The organism is Micromonospora sp. NBC_00858, assembly GCF_045207365.1.
Lineage (GTDB): Bacteria > Actinomycetota > Actinomycetes > Mycobacteriales > Micromonosporaceae > Micromonospora.
Genome location: NZ_CP108828.1, coordinates 6,233,350 through 6,251,735 on the forward strand (window position 1 = coordinate 6,233,350; position 18,386 = coordinate 6,251,735).

An 18,386-nucleotide genomic window follows, 5' to 3' on the forward strand; every position below is an offset into this window, starting at 1 on the left:
CGGGTCAGCCGTCCACGCGGAAGGTCAGCGTCGTGGTGCCGAGCTGGACCATGTCGCCGGGGTTGAGGGCGACGGCGGAGACCCGCTGGCCGTTGACCATGGTGCCGTTGGTCGACCCCAGATCGGTCAGCACGACCTGTCCGCCATCGAAATCCAGCCGGGCGTGTCGCCGGGAGATGCCGACGTCGGGCAGGCGCAGGTTGGCCTGGTCGCCGCGACCGATCACCGTCGACCCCATCTGGAGGGGATAGGTGCGCCCGTCGCCCGAGACCAGCCGGACGTTGCGGGTGCCACCGTGCCCGGGCGGCGGGCCGTAGCCACCACCCTGGTCGTACGCGGGGTAGGCGGGCGGGCCGGCGTCGTAGCCGGGCGCCGACACCGGGGCGACCTCGCCGCCGGTGTAGACCTCGGCGGTGACGCGGAACATGCCCGTGTCCAGGCCCTCGCCCCGCTCGATCTCGACGATCACGTCGCCGTAGACCGTCCAGGCCTGCTCGCCGATGAACTCCGCCTGCGACTGGGCCAACTCCTGGGCCAGCGCGGCGGCGTACGGCGCCAGCCGACTGTGGTCGAACGGCGAGAGATCGATCACGTAGCGGTTGGGCACCAACGTGCGCCCACCGGCCAGGATCGCCTTGTGCGCCTCGGCCTCCCGCTGCATGGCGTTGAGGATCTCCACGGGGTGGACCACCCCTTTGAAGACCTTGGCGAAAGCCCCTTCGACCAGGCCTTCCAGACGCTTCTCGAAGCGTTGCAGCACGCTCACCGGCTCCTCCTCGGGTCCCGAGGACATGATGGTATCCGGCCGGCGCGCGCGCAGCTCACACGCCGCTCGGCCGCCTGCTACCGGCCCGTTCGGATGGGCCGGAACTACCGTGCTACTCTTTCGTCCGCCACGAACGGTAACCGCTCGTGGCGAACACCTGGAACAGCGTAGTATCTCCGGGGCCTGCTGGAGACAGCGGGTCCGGGGCAGCTAGTGTGTTCCGGGTCGTGCCACGGGGATGTGGCGGAATGGCAGACGCGCACGGTTCAGGTCCGTGTGCCCGAAAGGGCGTGGGGGTTCAACTCCCCCCATCCCCACCACCGACGAGGGCTCCGCAGAATGCGGGGCCCTTCCGTCATATCGGGGCGTGCCGGGCGTCAAGCTATGCTCCGAAGGATTCTGCCTCCGATGGACCAGGAGTGGCGTGTGAGTGTCGCGTTGGTGACCGGGTCGGGTGGTCTGATCGGCTCCGAGGCGGTCCGGCACTTCGCCGGCCTCGGTCTGGACGTCGTCGGCATCGACAACGACATGCGCCGGTACTTCTTCGGCGAGGACGGCTCCACCTCCTGGAGTCTGGAGCGACTGAGCCGGGATCTGGGCAGCGCGTACACCCACTTCGCGGTGGACATCCGGGACCGGGACGGCCTGGAGCAGGTGTTCAAGAAGTACGGCTCGGACATCGCCGTGGTGATCCACAGCGCCGCGCAGCCGAGCCACGACTGGGCGGCCAAGGAGCCGTACACGGACTTCGACGTGAACGCCGGCGGCACGCTCAACATCCTGGAGAACACCCGGCGGCACGCGATCGACGCGCCGTTCATCCACTGCTCGACCAACAAGGTCTACGGCGACCGGCCCAACAGCCTGCCGCTGATCGAGCTGGAGACCCGGTACGAGCTGCCCGAGGATCACCGCTGGTACCAGGGCATCACCGAGGACATGTCGATCGACAACTCGCTGCACTCGGTCTTCGGCGCATCCAAGGTCGCGGCGGACGTGATGGTCCAGGAGTACGGGCGCTACTTCGACATGAAGACCGCCTGCTTCCGGGGCGGCACGCTGACCGGCCCGGCGCACTCGGCGGCCGAGCTGCACGGGTTCCTGGCGTACCTGATGCGCTGCGTCATGGAGGGCCGGACATACAACCTGTACGGCTACAAGGGCAAGATGGTCCGCGACGCGATCCACTCGCGTGACGTGCTGACCGCGTTCGAGGCGTTCTTCCGGGCGCCACGCTCGGCGGAGGTCTACAACCTCGGGGGCGGTCGGCACTCCAACACCTCGCACATCGAGGCGTTCCGGATCGCCGAGGAGATCGCCGGCCGCGAGGCGCAGATCAACTACGTCGAGCAGGCCCGCACCGGCGACCACCAGTGGTATGTCAGCAGCATGGCCCGGTTCGAGGAGCAGTACCCGGACTGGAAGATCACCTACGACGTACCGATGATCCTGCGGGAGATCTACGAGGCCAACGTGGACAAGTGGGTGCCCCAGGCATGACGACTCAGACGAAGCGCAACGTGCTCGGCGTCCTGGTCGACGCCACCGACTACGCCACGGCGACCGAGGCGGTGGTCAGCGCGGCGCAGGAGCGGCGTCCGTTCGCGCTGACCGCGCTGGCCGTGCACGGCGTGATGACCGGTGTGCTGGACCGGGCGCACAACGCACGGCTCAACTCCTTCGACGTCGTGACCCCGGACGGGCAGCCGGTGCGCTGGGCGCTCAACCTGCTGCACCACGCCGGGCTCACCGACCGGGTCTACGGGCCGACGCTGACCCTGCACGTGCTCTCCCGCTTCGCCGACGAGGGCCTGCCGGTTTACCTGTACGGCTCCACCGAGGAGACGCTGGCCAGGCTGATCCCCGCGTTGGAGCGGATGTTCCCGGCGCTGAAGATCGCCGGGGTGGAGCCATCCAAGTTCCGCCCGGTCCAGCCCGGTGAGGACGCCGAGATCGCCGATCGGATCCGGTCCAGCGGCGCCCGGCTGGTCCTGGTCGGGCTCGGCTGCCCGCGCCAGGAGGTCTTCGCGTACGCCATGCGGCCGTTGCTCGACATGCCGCTGATGGCGGTCGGCGCGGCCTTCGACTACCACGCCGGTCTGCTGCGCCAGCCGCCGCCGTGGATGCAGCGCGCCGGCCTGGAGTGGTTCTGGCGGCTCGGTCTGGAGCCGAAGCGGCTCTGGCGCCGCTACGTGATCCTCAACCCGGCCTACCTGGCCCGGCTCGCCGCGCAGAAGACCGGCCTGTGGAAGGCCCGCCCGCCGGCCCCGGCCACCGAGCGGCCGGCCACCTTCGCGGTCTGAGCCCGATCCGTACGGCACGAGGCCCCACCCGGTGTTCCAGGTGGGGCCTCGGCCGTGGGAACAAGGTCAGAGGGTCAGGGTCCAGGTGTTGATGTAGCCGGTGTCGATCGCGTACACGTCGCGCACCTGAAGCCGCCAGGTGCCGTTGGCGGCCTCACCGGACAGGTTGGTCGTGTACGTGGCGATCACGTTGTCGGCGCTGTCGAAACCGCTGTTCTTGAGCCGGTACGCGCTGCCGTCCGGAGCGAGCAGGTCGATGACCAGATCACCGCGGTAGGTGTGCACGATGTTCACCGCCACCGTGGAGGCCGACGAGGCGTTCCGGCCGCAGCCGGCGATGGTGATCGAGCTGGTCACCGCCGCACCAGCATCCGGAATCGCCACGTCGCTGCCGTTGGTGCCGGAGCAGCCGCCGCCACCGGAACCGGTCACGGTCAACGTGTAGGTGGCCGTGCGGGTGCCCGCCGCGCCGCTGCCGGTGATCGTGACCGGGTAGCTGCCGGCGGGGGTGCTCGCCGAGGTGGCGATGGTGAGGGTGGACGAGCCGCCCGAGGTCACCGTCGACGGGCTGAACGACGCGGTCGTGCCGGCCGGCAGGCCGCTGGCGGAGAGGCTGACCGACTGGGCGGAGCCGGCGGTGGTGGCCGTGCCGACGGTGGCCGTCACCGAGCCGCCCTGCGCGGTGGAGCCGGAGGTCGGCGACACCGATACCGAGAAGTCGTTGGCCGGCGGGGTGCCGTTGACCACGTAGAGCAGCTGGTTCGGCGTGCCGGTGCCGACGTTGGTCACCACGTTCGGCGTGGAGTTGTTGACCAGGTTGTCCCGGACCTGCTGCGGGCTCCACGACGGGTTCGCCGAGAGCACGAGCGCCGCGGCCCCGGCGACGTGCGGCGATGCCATTGAGGTGCCGCTGATGGTGTTCGTGGCGCTGCTGCTGGTGTACCAGGCCGAGGTGATGTTGACACCCGGGGCCAGGATGTCGACGCAGGTGCCGAAGTTGGAGAAGCTCGCTGCGGCGTCGTTGTTCTGCGTCGCACCCACGGTGATCGCGGAGGCGACCCGGGCCGGGGAGTAGTTGCAGGCGTTCTGCCGGACGCCGAGGGCGTTGCCGTTGCCGGCGGCGACCGCGTACGTGACGCCGGAGTTGACCGAGTTGGTAACGGCCGTGTCGATCGAACTGTTCGCGCCACCACCGAGGCTCATGTTCGCCACCGCCGGCTTGACCGCGTTCGCGGTCACCCAATCGATACCGGCCACCACCTGGGCGTTGGTGCCGCTGCCCTGGCAGTTGAGCACTCGGACGCCGACGATCTGGACGCCCTTGGCCACCCCGTACGCCGAGCCACCGACCGTGCCCGCCACGTGCGTGCCGTGGCCGTGGCAGTCGTCGGCGGAGCCGCCGTCCACCGCGTCGAAGCCGGAGACGGCCCGCCCGCCGAAGTCGTTGTGCCCGTACAACACGCCCGTGTCGATGACGTAGGCGCGGACGTTCGACGCCGTGTTCGGGTAGGTGTACGAGCTGTTCAGGGGCAGGTTCCGCTGGTCGATCCGGTCCAGGCCCCAGGATGGCGGGTTGGTCTGGGTGCCGGCGATCGAGACGGTGTGGTTCTGCTCGACGTACGCCACCGCCGGATCGGCGGCGATCCGTGCGGCGGCCTTCGCGCCGACCCGGATCTCGAAGCCGCGCAGCGCCGCGCCGTAGGTGCGGGCCACCGTGCCGCCGTGCCGGCCGACCAGGCGTTCCGCGTTGTCGCCGACCGTGCCCCGGCTGACGGCGGTGTCCTTGAAGACGACGATGTAGCTGTCCGCGACGGCCGTGTCCCCACCCGCCGCCCGGATGGCTCCGGTCGGTTCGGCGGCTAGGGCGGGTGTGGCAGCGGCCAACACGGTCAGTGTGGCCACCCCAACGAGTACGGACCTGTGGGCAAGACGCATCTCTTACCTCCCTATGACCGGCAGCCGCCCGACGCGGGTTCCGCTCAGATCCATGACGGCCGATCTTTCCGAGAGTAGACCAGCGCAGTGATGAAGATAAACATGTCGCATCGTTCATAACGCGGAGAGGATGCCCCCTACGGGGACGGCATCCGGGACGAACGCGGGCTGCGCCCGGATTCGCGGACGGCCGCGATCGGAAAGGCTGACCAGCATGGAGAGCCCCCTCGCCGCCCTGCTGCCGATCGCGATCCTGTGGCTGGCCGCTGGCGTGGTCGCGGACGGCCTGCCCCGGCTGGACCGCGCCCGCTCGCTGCGCCGACGCGCAGGACACCTGCTCATCCTGACCCTCGTGGGCCTGACGCTCACGGTGACCGTGCTTGCGGCCGGGTTGTTCAGTGCCGGAAACACTTCGGCCGACCAGGCCGCCGCCGCCCTCGATATCGCCGGGATTCCCGCCCTCGTGGTGGCGGTCTGCACCGTACGCCGGGTGCGCCGGCTCTGGGCCGGCGCGGGAGCGTTCGCCACCGCGCCGGAGACGCCCGCGCCGTACGGCCTTCGGGCCGCCGCTGCGCACCCGCTGATCGGGTTACCGTTGCAGGTCACCGGTGTGTTGACGGTGCCCGCATTGGTCGCGGCGAGCGGCACCGGCCTCTTCGCCACACCGGGCGTCACCGGGCCGGCGATCACCGTGGGCGCACTCGTGGTGATCGCCATCGGCGTCCGGCACGCGCTACGGCACAGCCGGCTCGCCGAACGCGCCCGGCCGGACGCAGAACGGTCAGCGCGAGCGGCCGGGCCCCTGCACGTATAGCAACTCCAGGATTGCCCGGGTCGCCTCGAACCAGCGGTCCAGCCAGCCCGGGGGCGGCACGCTGCCCTTCGGCGGCAACTCCATCAGCAGGCCACGCAGCAACGGGTGGTCAGCCAACGATCCGGTGGGCTCCATCGGCCAGCCGGTCGGCGGGAAGGACGGCTCGACCAGCGGGTTCGGGTCCAGCGACGGCAGGGAGAGCGGCGGGTCGGCCGCCTCGGTCGCCGACGCCTCCCGCCCGCTCATCTCCTGGTCGGTCGAGACCACCTCGGTCAGCACGGTGTCCCGACGCGCCCCGCGGTACTTGCCACCGAACCGCTCCGGCTTGCCCGGACCGTTGGTGAGGTTGTCAGACCCGATCGTCGTCATCCGTCTCGCCTACCTCGCTCGGTTGCGGAGCGGTGCGGCGGGTCGTCGACCAGCGCCGTACCGACCGGTTCAACGAGACGGACCCGCTGTGGCGACGGGAATCCCGACGGAACCTCGCCGACCCTGCCGGCAGCGCGGCCACCCGAGCCCGGCGCGCGGACACGGGAAGGTCCCCGTCCGGTCTCGACCGGACAGGGACCCCGTTGACCACGCGGTCAGGCCGAGCCGAACGCACCACCCCTGGTGCCGGCGACGAAGGCGTGCCAGTCACCCGGGGCGAAGATCAGGGCCGGGCCGGCCTTGTCCTTCGAGTCCCGTACTCCGACCGCCCCGGTCACGTACGCCACCTCCACGCAGTTGTCACAGTTCGGCCCGCTCTTCGAGCTCTTGAACCACGTTGCCTGCGTCAGGTCCACGGGGAACCCCTTGGTCGCCATTTCCACAACGGCTCCTCTGCCAGTTTTGCGATGTGTGCGACGGACTCCTCCGGACGAATGGCCGCAGCTCGGATGTGATCGAAGATGAAGCTGTACTTCTGTAGTTCGTCGCTCTTCTCCAGGAAGAGCCCACCCGTGGCGTTCTCCGCGTACACGACATCCGGATCACCGGGCTCGGGGAAGCTGAGGATCGTGAAGGTCCCGTCCATGCCAGCGTGCGCCCCCACCTCGAAGGGCAGGATCTGCAACGTCACGTTCGGCAGCTCGGCAACCTCGACCAGCCGTTTGAGCTGGCCGCGCATCACCTCGTCCCCGCCCACCGGCCTGCTTACCACCGCCTCATCGAGCACCACCCACAGATCGACCGGATCGTCCTGCGTCAACAACGACTGACGGCCCAGACGGACACGCACCCGTTGATGTACCTGATCGGCCGTGAAGTCCGGCCGGGCGGCGCGGATCATCGCCCCGGCGTACTCCTCGGTCTCCAAAAGGCCGGGCACCACCTGCTGTTCGTACGCCCGGATCGAACTCGCCGCGGCCTCCAGCCCGACGTACGCCCCGACCAGCACCGTGCTGTACGGGTGCCACCAGCCCTTCTGCCGGGCCTCCCGGGCGATCTGCACGAGCTCGTCGCTCTCGGCACCCACCACGCCGTAGATCCGCAGCATGTCGCGCACATCGCGCGGGGTGGCCGTGGTGTGCCCGGTCTCGATCCGCGAGACCTTCGACGCCGAACACTCCAACTGCTCGGCGACCACCTCGATGGTGATCCCGGCAGATTCCCGCTGACGGCGCAGCTCGGCACCGAGCCGCCGCCGCCGGATGGTCGGACTGCGCCGCTCACTCATGGCGCAACCACTGCGTCACTGATCCTCGCCGCTGGCTGCTCGACCCCACCCGGGCTACCTCCGGTCGACGCGCCACTGGCTGCCACCCGCCGGGGGCGCGACCGTCGACCGGCGAGCGTTCGCGGCAAGGGGGTGGTGCCGGTCATCGGCCGGCCGCGACGGGCGAAACCGGCCCTCAGTGTGCCGTCCGGACGCGGATGGCTTCAAGCGCCGCTTTACATGAGCAACTCACGTATCGGCAAAAGTCGACGTGCAACTTGCATGTAGCACGTCCCTGATGCACTCTGTCCGTATGGCACGGATCACTCAGCGTCTCCGTCCGGTCCCCCGGTGTGGTGATCCCACCGATCCGGGGAGAGCCGACGCGACGTGGGCCCGGCCAGCGACACCGAGACCTGCTCCGGGTAATGACCCCGCCGCTGCACGCCGGCAAGCTGCGGCGGCGGGCGCGGTTCCCGGAAGCAGCCGGGTGATGGTCGGGTGGCGGCACGCCACCAGCGGAGTACGGCCCGACCACCACCATAAGCAACACCGGTCCACGAGGCGAGACCCCGTCACCGGCGGGCCGTGACGTTCCCCCGATCAGTCACCGCCGGCACACCGCCGGCCGACCTCCCCAGGAGCCCATGTGCTTCCCCGCTCCGGTGACGTACTGCACGTGACTCGCGCGGCGAGTGTCCAGTTCCTCAGGCCCATCAAGTACCGGGTGATCCGGGTGCTCGACTGGCCGACGTACGACGGTTGGCTCTGGCTCGACGGCTACGAATTGAACAGCGCGGGCGACGCGGTCACCCGACGGTCGATCTTCGTCCAGCGGGAAGGGCTGCAACAGGTGCAGTCCGCACCGGAGACCCGTCCGCACACCGTACGGACCCGGCGACCCGTCGTCCGTACTCCGGTCCGGGTGGCCTGACCACCGCGATCCGCCGCCGGTGGGCGTGCCGTCGCCATAGAATTGGTACGCCCACCCCGGCACCGTTTTACCCGCGCGTCCAGGGCCCTGAGCCTGGGATGGTCATGGTCAATCAGCCCGCCCTGCGGCAGCATCACCGCTCCCGTATCGCCTACGCCGTTGGACTGCTCGCCCTGCTCGGGGCGGTGACCGCACTCGTGGTCCTGGTCCGCGACCCAGCGTTGTCGTCGACCCGGCTGACCACTCCGGTGCCGGCACCGGAGATCACCGTGGTCGACGCCGATCCACCCGTGGACGAACCCGGTTGGATCGGTGCCGACGCCCTCGAAGACGGCCCCGAGCCGACCGGCCTTGCGGCTGGCGCCGGTGCCGGCGGTCAGTCCGACGGCCGGCAGGCGATCACCGAGGCGGCTCCCGCCCAGGACACCGCCGCGGACGTCCGCCGCTCACTGTTCTGGTCCGGGATCTTCGGCCTCACCATCTCTCTGGCCGGCCTCGGCATGGTCGGCACGCGCCGCCGAAGGTGGTGAGCACCCGTCACGGCGTGTTCGTCACCGTCGGGCTCGGCGCGGTCGGGCTGGCCCCGGTCGAGGGCCGGGCCTGGGAGACGACCAGCAGCACCTCCTCGTCGGTCGGCACCGTCGTGCCGGCCTCCGGCTCGGTGCCCACCACCGTCCCCGGCGGCAACTCGGACGCGCGGTACACCACCCGGTAGGTCAGACCGAGCCGGTCCAGCAGCCGTTCGGCGGTTGCCTGCGGCAGTCCGGTGAGCGGGGGCACCGGTACCTCGGCCGGCGCGGTGGTCGCCGGGCTGCTCGGCGACTCGCTGGTCGGCGCCGCAGAGGTGGGGGCCGCGCTGGTCGGGGCGGCAGTGGTGGCACTGGCCGGCGGAACTGACGGCGTGGTCCGCGGGTCGTCCGGGTCGTCGTCCTGCGCGGCGAGCACCACCCAGAGGGCGGCTCCGAGCAGGCCCGCGAACAACAGCGCGAGCACGCCCCAGAGGATCGGCAGCCACCAGCGGCGGCCACCCTGCTCCTCGGCGTACCACTCGCCGGCGGGCTCGGCCGGTCTCGGCGCCCGCACCTCCGCCCGCCCGGACCACGGCGGCGGGGTCGACCGCTCCGGGAGCATCCGCGCGGTGCGGTCGGCCGGCGTGCCCGGCTGCGGCAGCGCGGAGCGGTCGATCGGCATGGTCTGGTCGGCGGCGGGGCCGGCCGGCGCGGTGCGGTCGATCGGCGCGGTCTCGTCCGGCTGCGCGGTGCGGTCCTGCGGCGCGGTCTCGTCCGGCTGCGCGGTGCGGTCCTGCGGCGCGGTCTCGTCCGGCTGCGCGGTGCGGTCGATCGGCGCGGTCTCGTCCGGCTGCGCGGTGCGGTCGATCGGCGCGGTCTCGTCCGGCGCCGCGGCGCGGGGTGGGGTGGCGGGCTCGGCTGGTTGTGGCGGCTCCGGCCGGTCGGCGGCGGGCGGCAGGGGTCGGGTCCGGTCGTCGTCGTGGTCCCCGGTGGGCGGCCCCTGGCGGTCGTCGCTCATCGCACCGTCCTTTCCCGAACCGGGCGGGCGCCATGGCCCTCGACCGTCAACCTAACCGCCCGCACCGTCATCGGCGGGTATCAGCGGCCCGAACCGCCCGGCCCGAACCGGTGTCGGCGGTCGGACGCCCCGATCTCTGGCACCCACAAGGCGGTCGGTGGTGATGGTCGATCGCTAGGCCGGGGATCAGGGGGTTGGTTCCGGGCTCGCCTGGGTGGGTGGCGCTGCTGCCCCGCACCAGATGCTGACCTCGTCGTTCCAGCGGGCCGGGCCGTCCTCGGCCGGTTCCTGCCGGCTGACCTTTCCGCTGCGTCCGCTGCGGTAGCTCGGGTAGAGCCCCTCGTCGACCAGGTCGTCGGCGGCATCGGAGCAGTTGTCGCCGACCACATCGGGCACCTCGGCGGCCGGCGCGGGACCGGCCACGCGGAGTTGCACCGTGGCGCCCCGGGCAACCTCGGTACCCACGGCGGGCGAGCTGCTCTCGACCGTACGACCGGTGCCCGTGCCGAAGACCAACCGCCAGCCCAGCCGCTGCTTGCGCAACATGTCCCGGGCCTGCACGAAGTCGGTGCCCACGACCGGTGGCACGGTCAGCCCGGTCCCCTTCGTCGCAGTGCCGGAGGTCCGGGGGGTGGAGGGCGTGGTCCGGCCGGCGCTGGGCCGGGGTGCGGTGGCCTGGTCGGTCGGCGCACCGGTCGCGGTCGCCACCGCCAGCGGATCCGACGGAGATCCGTCGTCCCCGCCGGCCAGCAGCCAGCCGCCGGTCGCACCAACGGCGGCGAGGAGCACGGCGACCAGCCCGCCACCCAGCAGCACGCTGGTCCGTCCAGGACCGCCGTCGTCCCGGTCGCCAGCGGAATCCTGCCGACCCGTGTTCGCGTCCGTCATACCGCCCACCGCCTCATCACCGGCGACCGTACCCGTCGCCGCCCAACACGCTGCGCCGCCGGCCAACCCCGGCGGGTCGTCGCGACTCGCCGCGCCGACGACGGGACGCTACGCTGCCCGGCATGGCCAGACGGGGCTGGGGAGTATCGATCGCGACGGCGATCGGGGTCGCTGCCGGCGCTGGCGCCGCGCAACTGGGCTTCGGCTACGGACTCGGCGTCATCACCTGGACGCCAACCGATGCCGGAGCCACAGAGACGGCATGGCCGGACGGCCTCGCCTGGGCCACCTGGCTCGCCGCCAGCTCGACCGTGCTGGGTGCGGTCTGTGCGCAGCGGCTGCACCAGCGGGCCGTGCCGCCGGTGGCCGATCCGAGGGTGACCGACACGGAGCCGACGCCTCCCGCCGTGCCCGAGCCGGGACCGGCGGACAGGTCGGACCAGGCGGCCCGGCCAGACCGGGCGACGCTCGCGACCGGACTTCCGGCTGTGGTCGACGGTGACGGCCCCACGACGGCGGACCGACCGGCCGAGACGGGCGACCAGTCGGCGCAGGCGTCCGAGGCCCTGCCCAACGAGGACGAGGGCCTGCTGCGACGGATCGCCCTGGCGCTCGGTGCCGGGATCGGCGGGCTGGTCACCGTGCTGCTGGTCTCCGTACCCGCGCGGGTCGCGATGGGCGCCGACACCGGGGCCCCGCAACGGGTGGCCGCCGTACACGCGGGACTGGGCATCCTGATCGGCGTGCTCGTCGCGGTCTGGGCGCTGCGCTCCCGTACCGCCGCGCTGAACGTGACCGCGACGGCCGCGTGGCTCTGGCTGCTCGCGGTGGTCTCGGTGATCGACGGGGTACGCGTCGGACGCGGGCTGACCGGCGCCCAGCTCGGCACCTGGCAGCTCGACCCGGATCACCCTCGATACTGGATCGGGGACCAGCTCTACTGGCCGGGTGCGCTGCTGGCGCTCGTTCCCGCACTGGTGATCGGCGCGCTGGCCGCCCGACGGGCCGCGAGGTCGCCCGGGCACCGGGTCGGCGCGGCGGCCTCCGGCGCGGCCGGTCCACTGCTCGTCGCGCTCGCCTACCTGACCACCGTGCCGCGCTGGTCGGCACTGGGTCCGGCACAGCTGTCCACCCAACTGATCGCCCCGTACGCGGTGATCGCCGGCATCGGCGGCTCGGTGCTGATCGCCGTCTTCGCCGAGCGGGCCGACCGGAACCGGAACGCGGCCGCAGGCCCGCACACGGTCGTCGAGCCCGGCTCGTCCCGGGCCGGAGACCCCGAGCCGGCGGCGGTCAGCCCTTCGGGAGAGGTCACCACCGGGCGCGGAAAGGTCCCTGCCGGCGCCGTATCCCCGGTGACCGAGGCCGCTCCGCGGAAGCGGGGCACCGCCGGCGTACCCCGGGTGCCGGCGCCGCGCACGGACCCGGACCTCGCCGAGCCGACCGATTCCGCGGACGGTGACTCGGCGGAGGGTGCGGCGACGGGCGGCCGACGGAGCAGGTCGCCGCGACGGGCCGGGCGACCCGCCACCGACTGAGCCCCGGCGACGGCGGCGAGCCGCCAACGCGGTGGGCGAGCTGGGCGCGCGGAGTCAGTCGACCGGCCAGGTGTGCACCGGCTCGTTGCCGCGTTGGAGTTCCGCGTAGCGCTGGACCATGTGGTGCAGCGCGGCGGGCCGGTCCATGCCCCGGTGCCGCTCCGCCGCCCAGACCGCCTCGGTCTGCCAGACGGCACCGTTGCGGCCGGTCCGGCAGCGCTGCTCGATGATGCCGAGCAGCCGGTCCCGCTGCGCCGGGGCGACACCGAACCCGTCCAGGCCGGCTGCGGCGGTGGGCAGCAACTGCTCCAGCACCAGCTTGGTGACCGGCACATCGCCGACCCGGGGCCAGTGCAGCACGGCGTCCAGGCCGCGCCGGGCGGCGGCGTGGAAGTTCTCCTCGGCGGAGCTGAAGGTGAGCTGGCTCCAGATCGGCCGTTCCGCCTCGGCCAGGCCACGGGCGAGCCCGAAGTAGAAGGCCGCGTTGGCCAGCATGTCCACCACCGTGGGGCCGGCCGGCAGCACCCGGTTCTCCACCCGCAGGTGCGGGCGGCCGTTCATGATGTCGTAGACCGGGCGGTTCCAGCGGTAGACCGTGCCGTTGTGCAGCCGCAGCTCGCCGAGCTGGGGCACACCGCCGGCGTGCAGCACCTCCACCGGGTCCTCGTCCTCGCAGATCGGCAGCAGCGGCGGGAAGTAACGGACGTTCTCCTCGAACAGGTCGAAGATCGAGGTGATCCATCGCTCTCCGAACCACACCCGGGGGCGTACGCCCTGTGCCTTGAGCTCGTCCGGACGGGTGTCGGTGGCCTGCTCGAAAAGGGCGATCCGGGTCTCGGCCCAGAGCTGCCGGCCGTACAGGAAGGGAGAGTTCGCCCCGATCGCCACCTGCACCCCGGCGATGGCCTGCGACGCGTTCCAGTAGTCGGCGAAGCTGTCCGGCGCCACCTGGAGGTGGAACTGGAGACTGGTACAGGCGGCCTCGGGGGCGATCGAGTCGGTGTGCGTCCGCAACTGCTCGACGCCGCGGATGTCGAGCTCGATGTCCTCGCCCCGGGCACCGACGATCTGGTCGTTGAGCACCCGGTAGCGCTCATTGGTGGAGAGGTTGTCCTCGACCAGGTGCCCCTCGGTGAGGGTGGGCAGGATGCCGACCAGGACGATCTTCGCGTCGGACTTGGCCGCCCGCTCGTCGGCCCGGGAGAGGCTGCCGCGCAGGTCGTGTTCGTAGTCGGCGAAGCCGGTGCCCTCGATCAGCCGGGGCTCGGCGTTGAGTTCCAGGTTGAACTGCCCCAGCTCGGTCTGGAAGAGCGGGTCGGCGATGTCGGCGAGGATCTCCTCGTTGCGCATCGCCGGTTCGGCCGCCGAGTCGACCAGGTTGAGTTCGATCTCCAGCCCGGTCATCGGCCGGTCGGCGTCGAAGCCGAAGTCGTCCAGCATCAGCGCGAAGACGTCCAGGCAGCGCCGGACCTTCTGCCGGTAGCGGACGCGGTCCTCCCGGGAGAAGGCGCCCTGCGAGACGTCCCTGCCCATGTGTCCTCCCGACGCCGGCGCGGTCGGGATCCTGCCGTCCCGGAAAGCGCAGTGTGAACCATCCACGTTAAGAGCGCTTGCCTGGCCGGGGCCAGAGGCCGGCGCCGGGTGATCCGTCACCAACCGGAGCCAGACGCGCTCGTGGCGCCATCTGTACCCCGTCGGCGCCTGGCCGGACCCGGTAGCCGTGCGAACAACTCGTGACAATTCCCACGAGGTCGGCGGAGACGACGCCGGGCCCGCGCCGACGTACGGCGCGGGCCCGGCGTACCGGCGATCCGAAGGATCAGGCCTGGCGGATGGCCTCGCCCTCAATCTCGATCTTGATCTTCTTGCTGACCAGCACGCCGCCGGTCTCCAGCGCGACGTTCCAGGTCAGGCCGAACTCCTCGCGGTCGATCTCGGTGCTCGCGGAGAAGCCGAAGATGTCCTGGCCGAACGGGCTGCGGCCGACACCCTCGAACTCGACCTCAAGCTCGACCGGGCGGGTGACACCCTTGATGGTCAGCTCACCGGAGAGCACGAACTCGTTGCCACGACGGGACTTGACCCCGGTGCTGCGGTACTCCAGGGTCGGGAAGTTCTCGACATCCAGGAACTCGGGGCTGCGCAGGTGCGCGTCCCGGTCGGCCTGGGTGGTGTCGATGCTGGCACCCTGAATGGTGGCAGCGACCGAGGACTGCAGCGGGTCCTCGGCGACGGTGATGGTGGCGGTCGCCTCGTTGAACTCGCCACGGACCTTGCTGACCATCATGTGCCGAGCGACGAAGCCCACCCGCTTGTGCGCGACGTCCAGCGCGTAGGTGCCGGGGGTCGGGATGGTGAGGCCGTCCCAGTCGCGGGTAACCGCATCGATGCTGCTGGTCATGCTGATGTCCTCCAGAGAATGTTTAGTAGCCCAACGACTGCTTGAGCAAATATAACCGCAACAATATTCCCCCTGTCAAGTACTGGTACGATGAACGAGTGACCAACGTCTTCGACGACCCCCGGATCACCGCCGTCGGCCTGCTCTACGAGGTGCATGCCGGTCTGTCGGCCCGGTTCGCTGCCCAACTCGACGAGCAGGGCCTCTCCGTGGTCGAGTTCGAGGTGCTCACCCGACTGGCCCGCTCGCCGGGCAACCAACTGCGGATGTCGGACCTCGCCGCGCAGACCTCCCTGTCCACCAGCGGGGTGACTCGTGTGGTGGACCGGATGGAACGCGACGGTTTGCTCACCCGCCGGGCCTGCCCGTCCGACCGCCGCAGCTCATTCGCCGTGGTTACCGCCGCTGGCATGCGGCGGCTGGATGAGACGCTGCCCGGGCACCTACGGATCATCGAGCAGTGGTTCACCGGGCAACTCGACCCCGAGGCTCTGGCGGCCCTGCTCGACGGCCTGCGCCGGGTCCGTGACGCCGTGCATCCGGGAGCCACCGCTGGCAGCACCGAGCAGGAGATCGCCGCCGTCGACGGCGCTGCCCACTGACCGTCGCCCGGCCGCCCGTTTGGCAGTCGGCGACCGACCGGGAGCGGTGTCGGCGCTACCGGCAGAAAGACCGGCAGAACTGACCTTGCCACCCCGACATGCCGCCCGAAACAGGCTTTCCGCCTCGATCGCGGTGGCAGGCTTTCGTCCACCGGGGATTCACCGGGGGGTGACGGCGCGGGCGAACAGCGAGGGGTAGCAACAAAGGGGGCTTTTCGCCCGCGCCACTCTCCACCCGGCAACCCGCCGCGACTACCGCTCGGCGGGCCCGCCCCGGGTGGCGGTCAGCGCGTAGAGCAGTTCCGACTCCTGCGGCAGCAGGCGGATGCCACTTACCTGGCAGACCCGGTCGAGCTGATCGAGGATCGCCGCGTCGGCAGTGCTCGCGGCCAGCCCGACCAGCGCCTCCACCGCGTCCCGCCGGTCCTGACCAACCTCGGCGGCGGCGGCGAACCACTCGGCCGCCAGCTCCCGGTCACCCCGGTGCAGCGCCAGGTTTCCCTCGATCAACGCACAGATCGCCGCCTTCGGGCCCCCAGCCGGCACCGCACCGTGCAGACGCGGTCGCGGCGGTCCGGCCCGCTCCGCTGGTGGCCGCGACCGTACGCCTACTCCCAGCTCGGCGGCGTCGGCGCGCAACTCGGTGAGCACCTCGGCCGCCTCGTCACCGCGACCGTCCTGGGCGAGCGCCAACCCGATCGTGCCGAGCACCCGTCGGCGGTGCCGCGGATCACCCAGCTCGGACAACGCCGCCACCGCCCGTCGGCCCTGGTCCACCGCGTCGGCGTACCGACCCTCGAGGCGGACGACCTCGGCACGGTTGGCCCAGGAGAGCGCCCGCAGCCGCTGTTCCCCGCACTCGGCGGCGAGCCGGTCCACCGCGGCTAGCCTGCGGTGCGCCGCGGCCAGGTCGGCGACCCGGATCTCGTGCCAGGCGAGGCTGTTCTGGGCCACCGCCATGTCCCGGATCCGGCCGTTGCGGCCGGCCAGCCGGAGCACCGTCTCGGCCTGCTCGCGGGCCTCGTCGCGCCGGCCAACGCCGATCAACAGCGCGCCCAGCACGATCCGCGACTCCAACTCCCCGCTGACGTCGCCGGCCTGCCGGAACGCGTCCAACGCGGCCCGCGCCGTCGGCAGCTCGTCGGCGCCCGCGCCGTGCTCGGCGGCGAGCCGGGCCACCCCGAGGGCGGCCCAGCCTCGCAGAACGGGATCGGCGTCGACGGTCCGTGGATCGGCCAACAACCGGCGCAGCCACTGCCGGCCGGCGACATCCCGGCCACGGAACCGCCACCAGCGGGTCAGGGAGGCCGCCAGACGGAGCGCGGTCACCGGATCGTCGGTTGCGGCGTGGGCCAGCGCCGAACTGATGTCGCTGGTCACCTCGTCCAGCCGGTGCAACGCCTCGGGCAGCCGCGGACCGACCAGATCGGTGGCGGTCCGCGCCACCAGTCGGGCGACCACCACCGCGTGCCGACGCCGGATGGAGGGCAGCTCGCCGCCGCCGGCCGCCTGCTCGGCGGCGAAGTCGCGTACCGCGTCAAGCAGCCGAAACCGGTACGGCCCGGTGCCGCGCACGCTCAGCAGGCCGAGTTCGACGAGCCGGTCCAACAGCGAAACGGGATCGATCGCCGTCGCACCATCCCGGTCGGTCTCGTCGACGAGCATCTCCTCGGCCAACTCCACCGACCAGCGGTTGCCGAACACGGCGAGCCTGCGCAGCGCGGCCCGCTCGTCCGACGCGAGCAGCCGGTAGCTGGTCTCCACCGCGTCCCGCAGGGTCACCGCCACGACTGCCCCGGTGTCGTCCGCGCCGACCGAGCGGCGGACGGTCGCGTCGGGCCCGTCCCAGCCGGGGTGGACCGCCGGGTCGGCGGGGGTCGCCAGGTCGAGCACCCGGTCGCCGTACCGGTCGAGCAGCTCGGTGAGGTCGAGGATCCTGCCCCGGGCGGCCATCAGCTCGATGGCCAGCGGCAGCCCGCCCAGCCGGCGGACCAGTGCGGCCAGAGCAGGCAGTTCGTCCGCGGTGGGAGGCTCCCGACGGACCTGGGCCAGACGGGCGGTGAACAGCGCGACCGCCGGCCACGACCCGAGCGTGGCCGGCCCACGCCGCTCGGCGCCCGGCGGCGGCACGTCGAGTGGCGCGACCGGCCAGACCCGCTCGCCGGGCAGCCCGACCGGATGCCGCCCGGCGACCAGCACCCGCAGCGAGGGCAGCACGCCGGTCAGCCGGTGCAGCGTCTCGGCCACCGGGCCCGGTGCGCGCTCCACCGCGTCCATCACCAACAGCGCCGGCCGGCCGGCGAGCCGGGCGACGAGTTCCGGCAGCCGGGCCGCGCCGAGCACGGCCATCGAGGCGGCGAGCACATCCGGTCCGTCCGAGCCCTCGCCGACCAGCACCCCGGCCACGCCGCCTGAGTGGGCACCGGCTGCCGCGTGCGCCACGGATAGCGCGAGCGCGGTCTTGCCGACCCCGGCCAGCCCGACCAGGCTCACCAGCCGGGGACCACGCTCCGCGGTCAGCATCCCGGCCAACTCCGTGACATCGCGGTCGCGGCCGATCAGCGCGACCGGCGGTGGAAGGGCGACCTGCGGGCCGGATCCGGCGGGCTCGGCTGTCGACGCGGTGCTGCCGGTGATCGCGAGCGCCGCCGGGGTGACATCCGGCTGAGGTGGCTCACCGCTGGCGGTGCTGCGGGCGGCAGTCAGGAACGTCGCCCGGGTGGCGCCGGTCAGGTCCAACGCTGCGGCGAGCAGCTCAACCGTGGTGCGCTGCGGCCGGACCGACCGACCACGCTCCAGGTCACGCACCGTCCGCACGCCCACGCCGGCCCGGTACGCCAGCTCGGCCTGGGTCAGGCCGGCGGTACGCCGGTGCCCACGGAGCAGGTCCGGCAGCCCGGTACGGCCCGCCGGGCTCCGCGACCGATCATGATCGGGAGTCATGGGCACGAAGAGTACGGATCGACTCCCACCATCGGCAGTCGAACGTCGGGCTGCCGACGCCCACTCGCCGATATCCGACAGCCGACTGGGCACCCCTAC

At 71.9% G+C, this 18,386-nt stretch carries 17 protein-coding genes and 1 tRNA gene; 8 read left to right on the top strand and 10 right to left on the bottom strand.

What is annotated here, in order from left to right:
• Nucleotides 1-4: 4 nt before the first annotated feature.
• The gene (locus tag OG990_RS29160) at nucleotides 5-793 is read right to left on the bottom strand and encodes a DUF3662 and FHA domain-containing protein (protein WP_328422143.1); all 789 of its coding nucleotides are present in this window, start codon (nucleotides 791-793) and stop codon (nucleotides 5-7) included.
• Between the two features lie 207 nt (nucleotides 794-1,000).
• On the opposite strand from OG990_RS29160, the gene OG990_RS29165 reads away from it, so the two are divergent.
• From OG990_RS29165 to OG990_RS29175, 3 genes are all read left to right on the top strand, one after another.
• Nucleotides 1,001-1,086 (top strand) — tRNA-Leu (locus OG990_RS29165).
• Between the two features lie 64 nt (nucleotides 1,087-1,150).
• Nucleotides 1,151-2,266, top strand: coding sequence for an NAD-dependent epimerase/dehydratase family protein (locus OG990_RS29170; protein ID WP_355601049.1), 1,116 nt, complete (start codon nucleotides 1,151-1,153; stop codon nucleotides 2,264-2,266).
• Nucleotides 2,263-3,069 carry a WecB/TagA/CpsF family glycosyltransferase gene (locus OG990_RS29175; RefSeq protein WP_355601051.1) on the top strand — a complete coding sequence of 269 codons (807 nt, stop codon included), beginning with the start codon at nucleotides 2,263-2,265 and terminating at the stop codon, nucleotides 3,067-3,069. The genes OG990_RS29170 and OG990_RS29175 overlap by 4 nt, the downstream gene beginning before the upstream one ends.
• Before the next feature lie 66 nt (nucleotides 3,070-3,135).
• On the opposite strand, the gene OG990_RS29180 is transcribed toward OG990_RS29175, so the two are convergent.
• Nucleotides 3,136-5,004 carry a S8 family peptidase gene (locus OG990_RS29180; RefSeq protein WP_406077806.1) on the bottom strand — a complete coding sequence of 623 codons (1,869 nt, stop codon included), beginning with the start codon at nucleotides 5,002-5,004 and terminating at the stop codon, nucleotides 3,136-3,138.
• Between the two features lie 214 nt (nucleotides 5,005-5,218).
• Between OG990_RS29180 and OG990_RS29185 the strand changes: the two genes are divergently transcribed.
• A complete protein-coding gene (locus tag OG990_RS29185) occupies nucleotides 5,219-5,818 on the top strand; it encodes a hypothetical protein (RefSeq protein WP_406077808.1) in 600 nt (199 codons plus the stop codon).
• Here the strand turns inward: OG990_RS29185 and OG990_RS29190 are convergent.
• From OG990_RS29190 to OG990_RS29200, 3 genes are all read right to left on the bottom strand, one after another.
• Nucleotides 5,786-6,187 carry a hypothetical protein gene (locus OG990_RS29190; RefSeq protein WP_328422133.1) on the bottom strand — a complete coding sequence of 134 codons (402 nt, stop codon included), beginning with the start codon at nucleotides 6,185-6,187 and terminating at the stop codon, nucleotides 5,786-5,788. The two genes, OG990_RS29185 and OG990_RS29190, sit on opposite strands and share 33 nt — an antisense overlap.
• A 215-nt stretch (nucleotides 6,188-6,402) precedes the next feature.
• A complete protein-coding gene (locus tag OG990_RS29195) occupies nucleotides 6,403-6,624 on the bottom strand; it encodes a DUF397 domain-containing protein (protein WP_355601059.1) in 222 nt (73 codons plus the stop codon).
• A complete protein-coding gene (locus OG990_RS29200) occupies nucleotides 6,594-7,475 on the bottom strand; it encodes a helix-turn-helix transcriptional regulator (protein ID WP_030487606.1) in 882 nt (293 codons plus the stop codon). The genes OG990_RS29195 and OG990_RS29200 overlap by 31 nt, the downstream gene beginning before the upstream one ends.
• A 628-nt stretch (nucleotides 7,476-8,103) precedes the next feature.
• On the opposite strand from OG990_RS29200, the gene OG990_RS29205 reads away from it, so the two are divergent.
• Complete coding sequence (locus OG990_RS29205; protein WP_406077809.1) at nucleotides 8,104-8,388, top strand: hypothetical protein; 285 nt, start codon at nucleotides 8,104-8,106, stop codon at nucleotides 8,386-8,388.
• Nucleotides 8,389-8,486: 98 nt separating this feature from the next.
• The gene (locus OG990_RS29210) at nucleotides 8,487-8,918 is read left to right on the top strand and encodes a hypothetical protein (RefSeq protein ID WP_406077810.1); all 432 of its coding nucleotides are present in this window, start codon (nucleotides 8,487-8,489) and stop codon (nucleotides 8,916-8,918) included.
• A 7-nt stretch (nucleotides 8,919-8,925) separates the two neighbouring features.
• Here OG990_RS29210 and OG990_RS29215 read toward each other — a convergent pair whose 3' ends face one another.
• Both OG990_RS29215 and OG990_RS29220 read right to left on the bottom strand, forming a co-directional pair.
• On the bottom strand, nucleotides 8,926-9,915 hold the full coding sequence (locus tag OG990_RS29215) for a PASTA domain-containing protein (RefSeq protein WP_406077811.1): 990 nt from the start codon (nucleotides 9,913-9,915) through the stop codon (nucleotides 8,926-8,928).
• Nucleotides 9,916-10,101: 186 nt separating this feature from the next.
• Nucleotides 10,102-10,803 carry a PASTA domain-containing protein gene (locus OG990_RS29220; RefSeq protein WP_406077813.1) on the bottom strand — a complete coding sequence of 234 codons (702 nt, stop codon included), beginning with the start codon at nucleotides 10,801-10,803 and terminating at the stop codon, nucleotides 10,102-10,104.
• Nucleotides 10,804-10,925: 122 nt separating this feature from the next.
• Between OG990_RS29220 and OG990_RS29225 the strand changes: the two genes are divergently transcribed.
• Nucleotides 10,926-12,341: a hypothetical protein gene (locus OG990_RS29225; RefSeq protein ID WP_406077814.1), complete on the top strand. Its 1,416-nt coding sequence runs from the start codon at nucleotides 10,926-10,928 to the stop codon at nucleotides 12,339-12,341.
• 54 nt (nucleotides 12,342-12,395) lie between these two features.
• On the opposite strand, the gene OG990_RS29230 is transcribed toward OG990_RS29225, so the two are convergent.
• Together OG990_RS29230 and OG990_RS29235 are read right to left on the bottom strand one after the other, a co-directional pair.
• A complete protein-coding gene (locus tag OG990_RS29230; RefSeq protein ID WP_328422115.1) occupies nucleotides 12,396-13,874 on the bottom strand; it encodes a glutamate--cysteine ligase in 1,479 nt (492 codons plus the stop codon).
• Nucleotides 13,875-14,160: 286 nt separating this feature from the next.
• Nucleotides 14,161-14,742: a YceI family protein gene (locus tag OG990_RS29235; protein WP_328422113.1), complete on the bottom strand. Its 582-nt coding sequence runs from the start codon at nucleotides 14,740-14,742 to the stop codon at nucleotides 14,161-14,163.
• A 98-nt stretch (nucleotides 14,743-14,840) separates the two neighbouring features.
• Between OG990_RS29235 and OG990_RS29240 the strand changes: the two genes are divergently transcribed.
• On the top strand, nucleotides 14,841-15,344 hold the full coding sequence (locus OG990_RS29240) for a MarR family transcriptional regulator (protein WP_328422112.1): 504 nt from the start codon (nucleotides 14,841-14,843) through the stop codon (nucleotides 15,342-15,344).
• Nucleotides 15,345-15,596: 252 nt separating this feature from the next.
• Here the strand turns inward: OG990_RS29240 and OG990_RS29245 are convergent, their stop codons facing one another.
• Nucleotides 15,597-18,287, bottom strand: a complete 2,691-nt coding sequence (locus OG990_RS29245) for an ATP-binding protein (protein WP_406077815.1) — start codon at nucleotides 18,285-18,287, stop codon at nucleotides 15,597-15,599.
• Nucleotides 18,288-18,386: the final 99 nt, after the last annotated feature.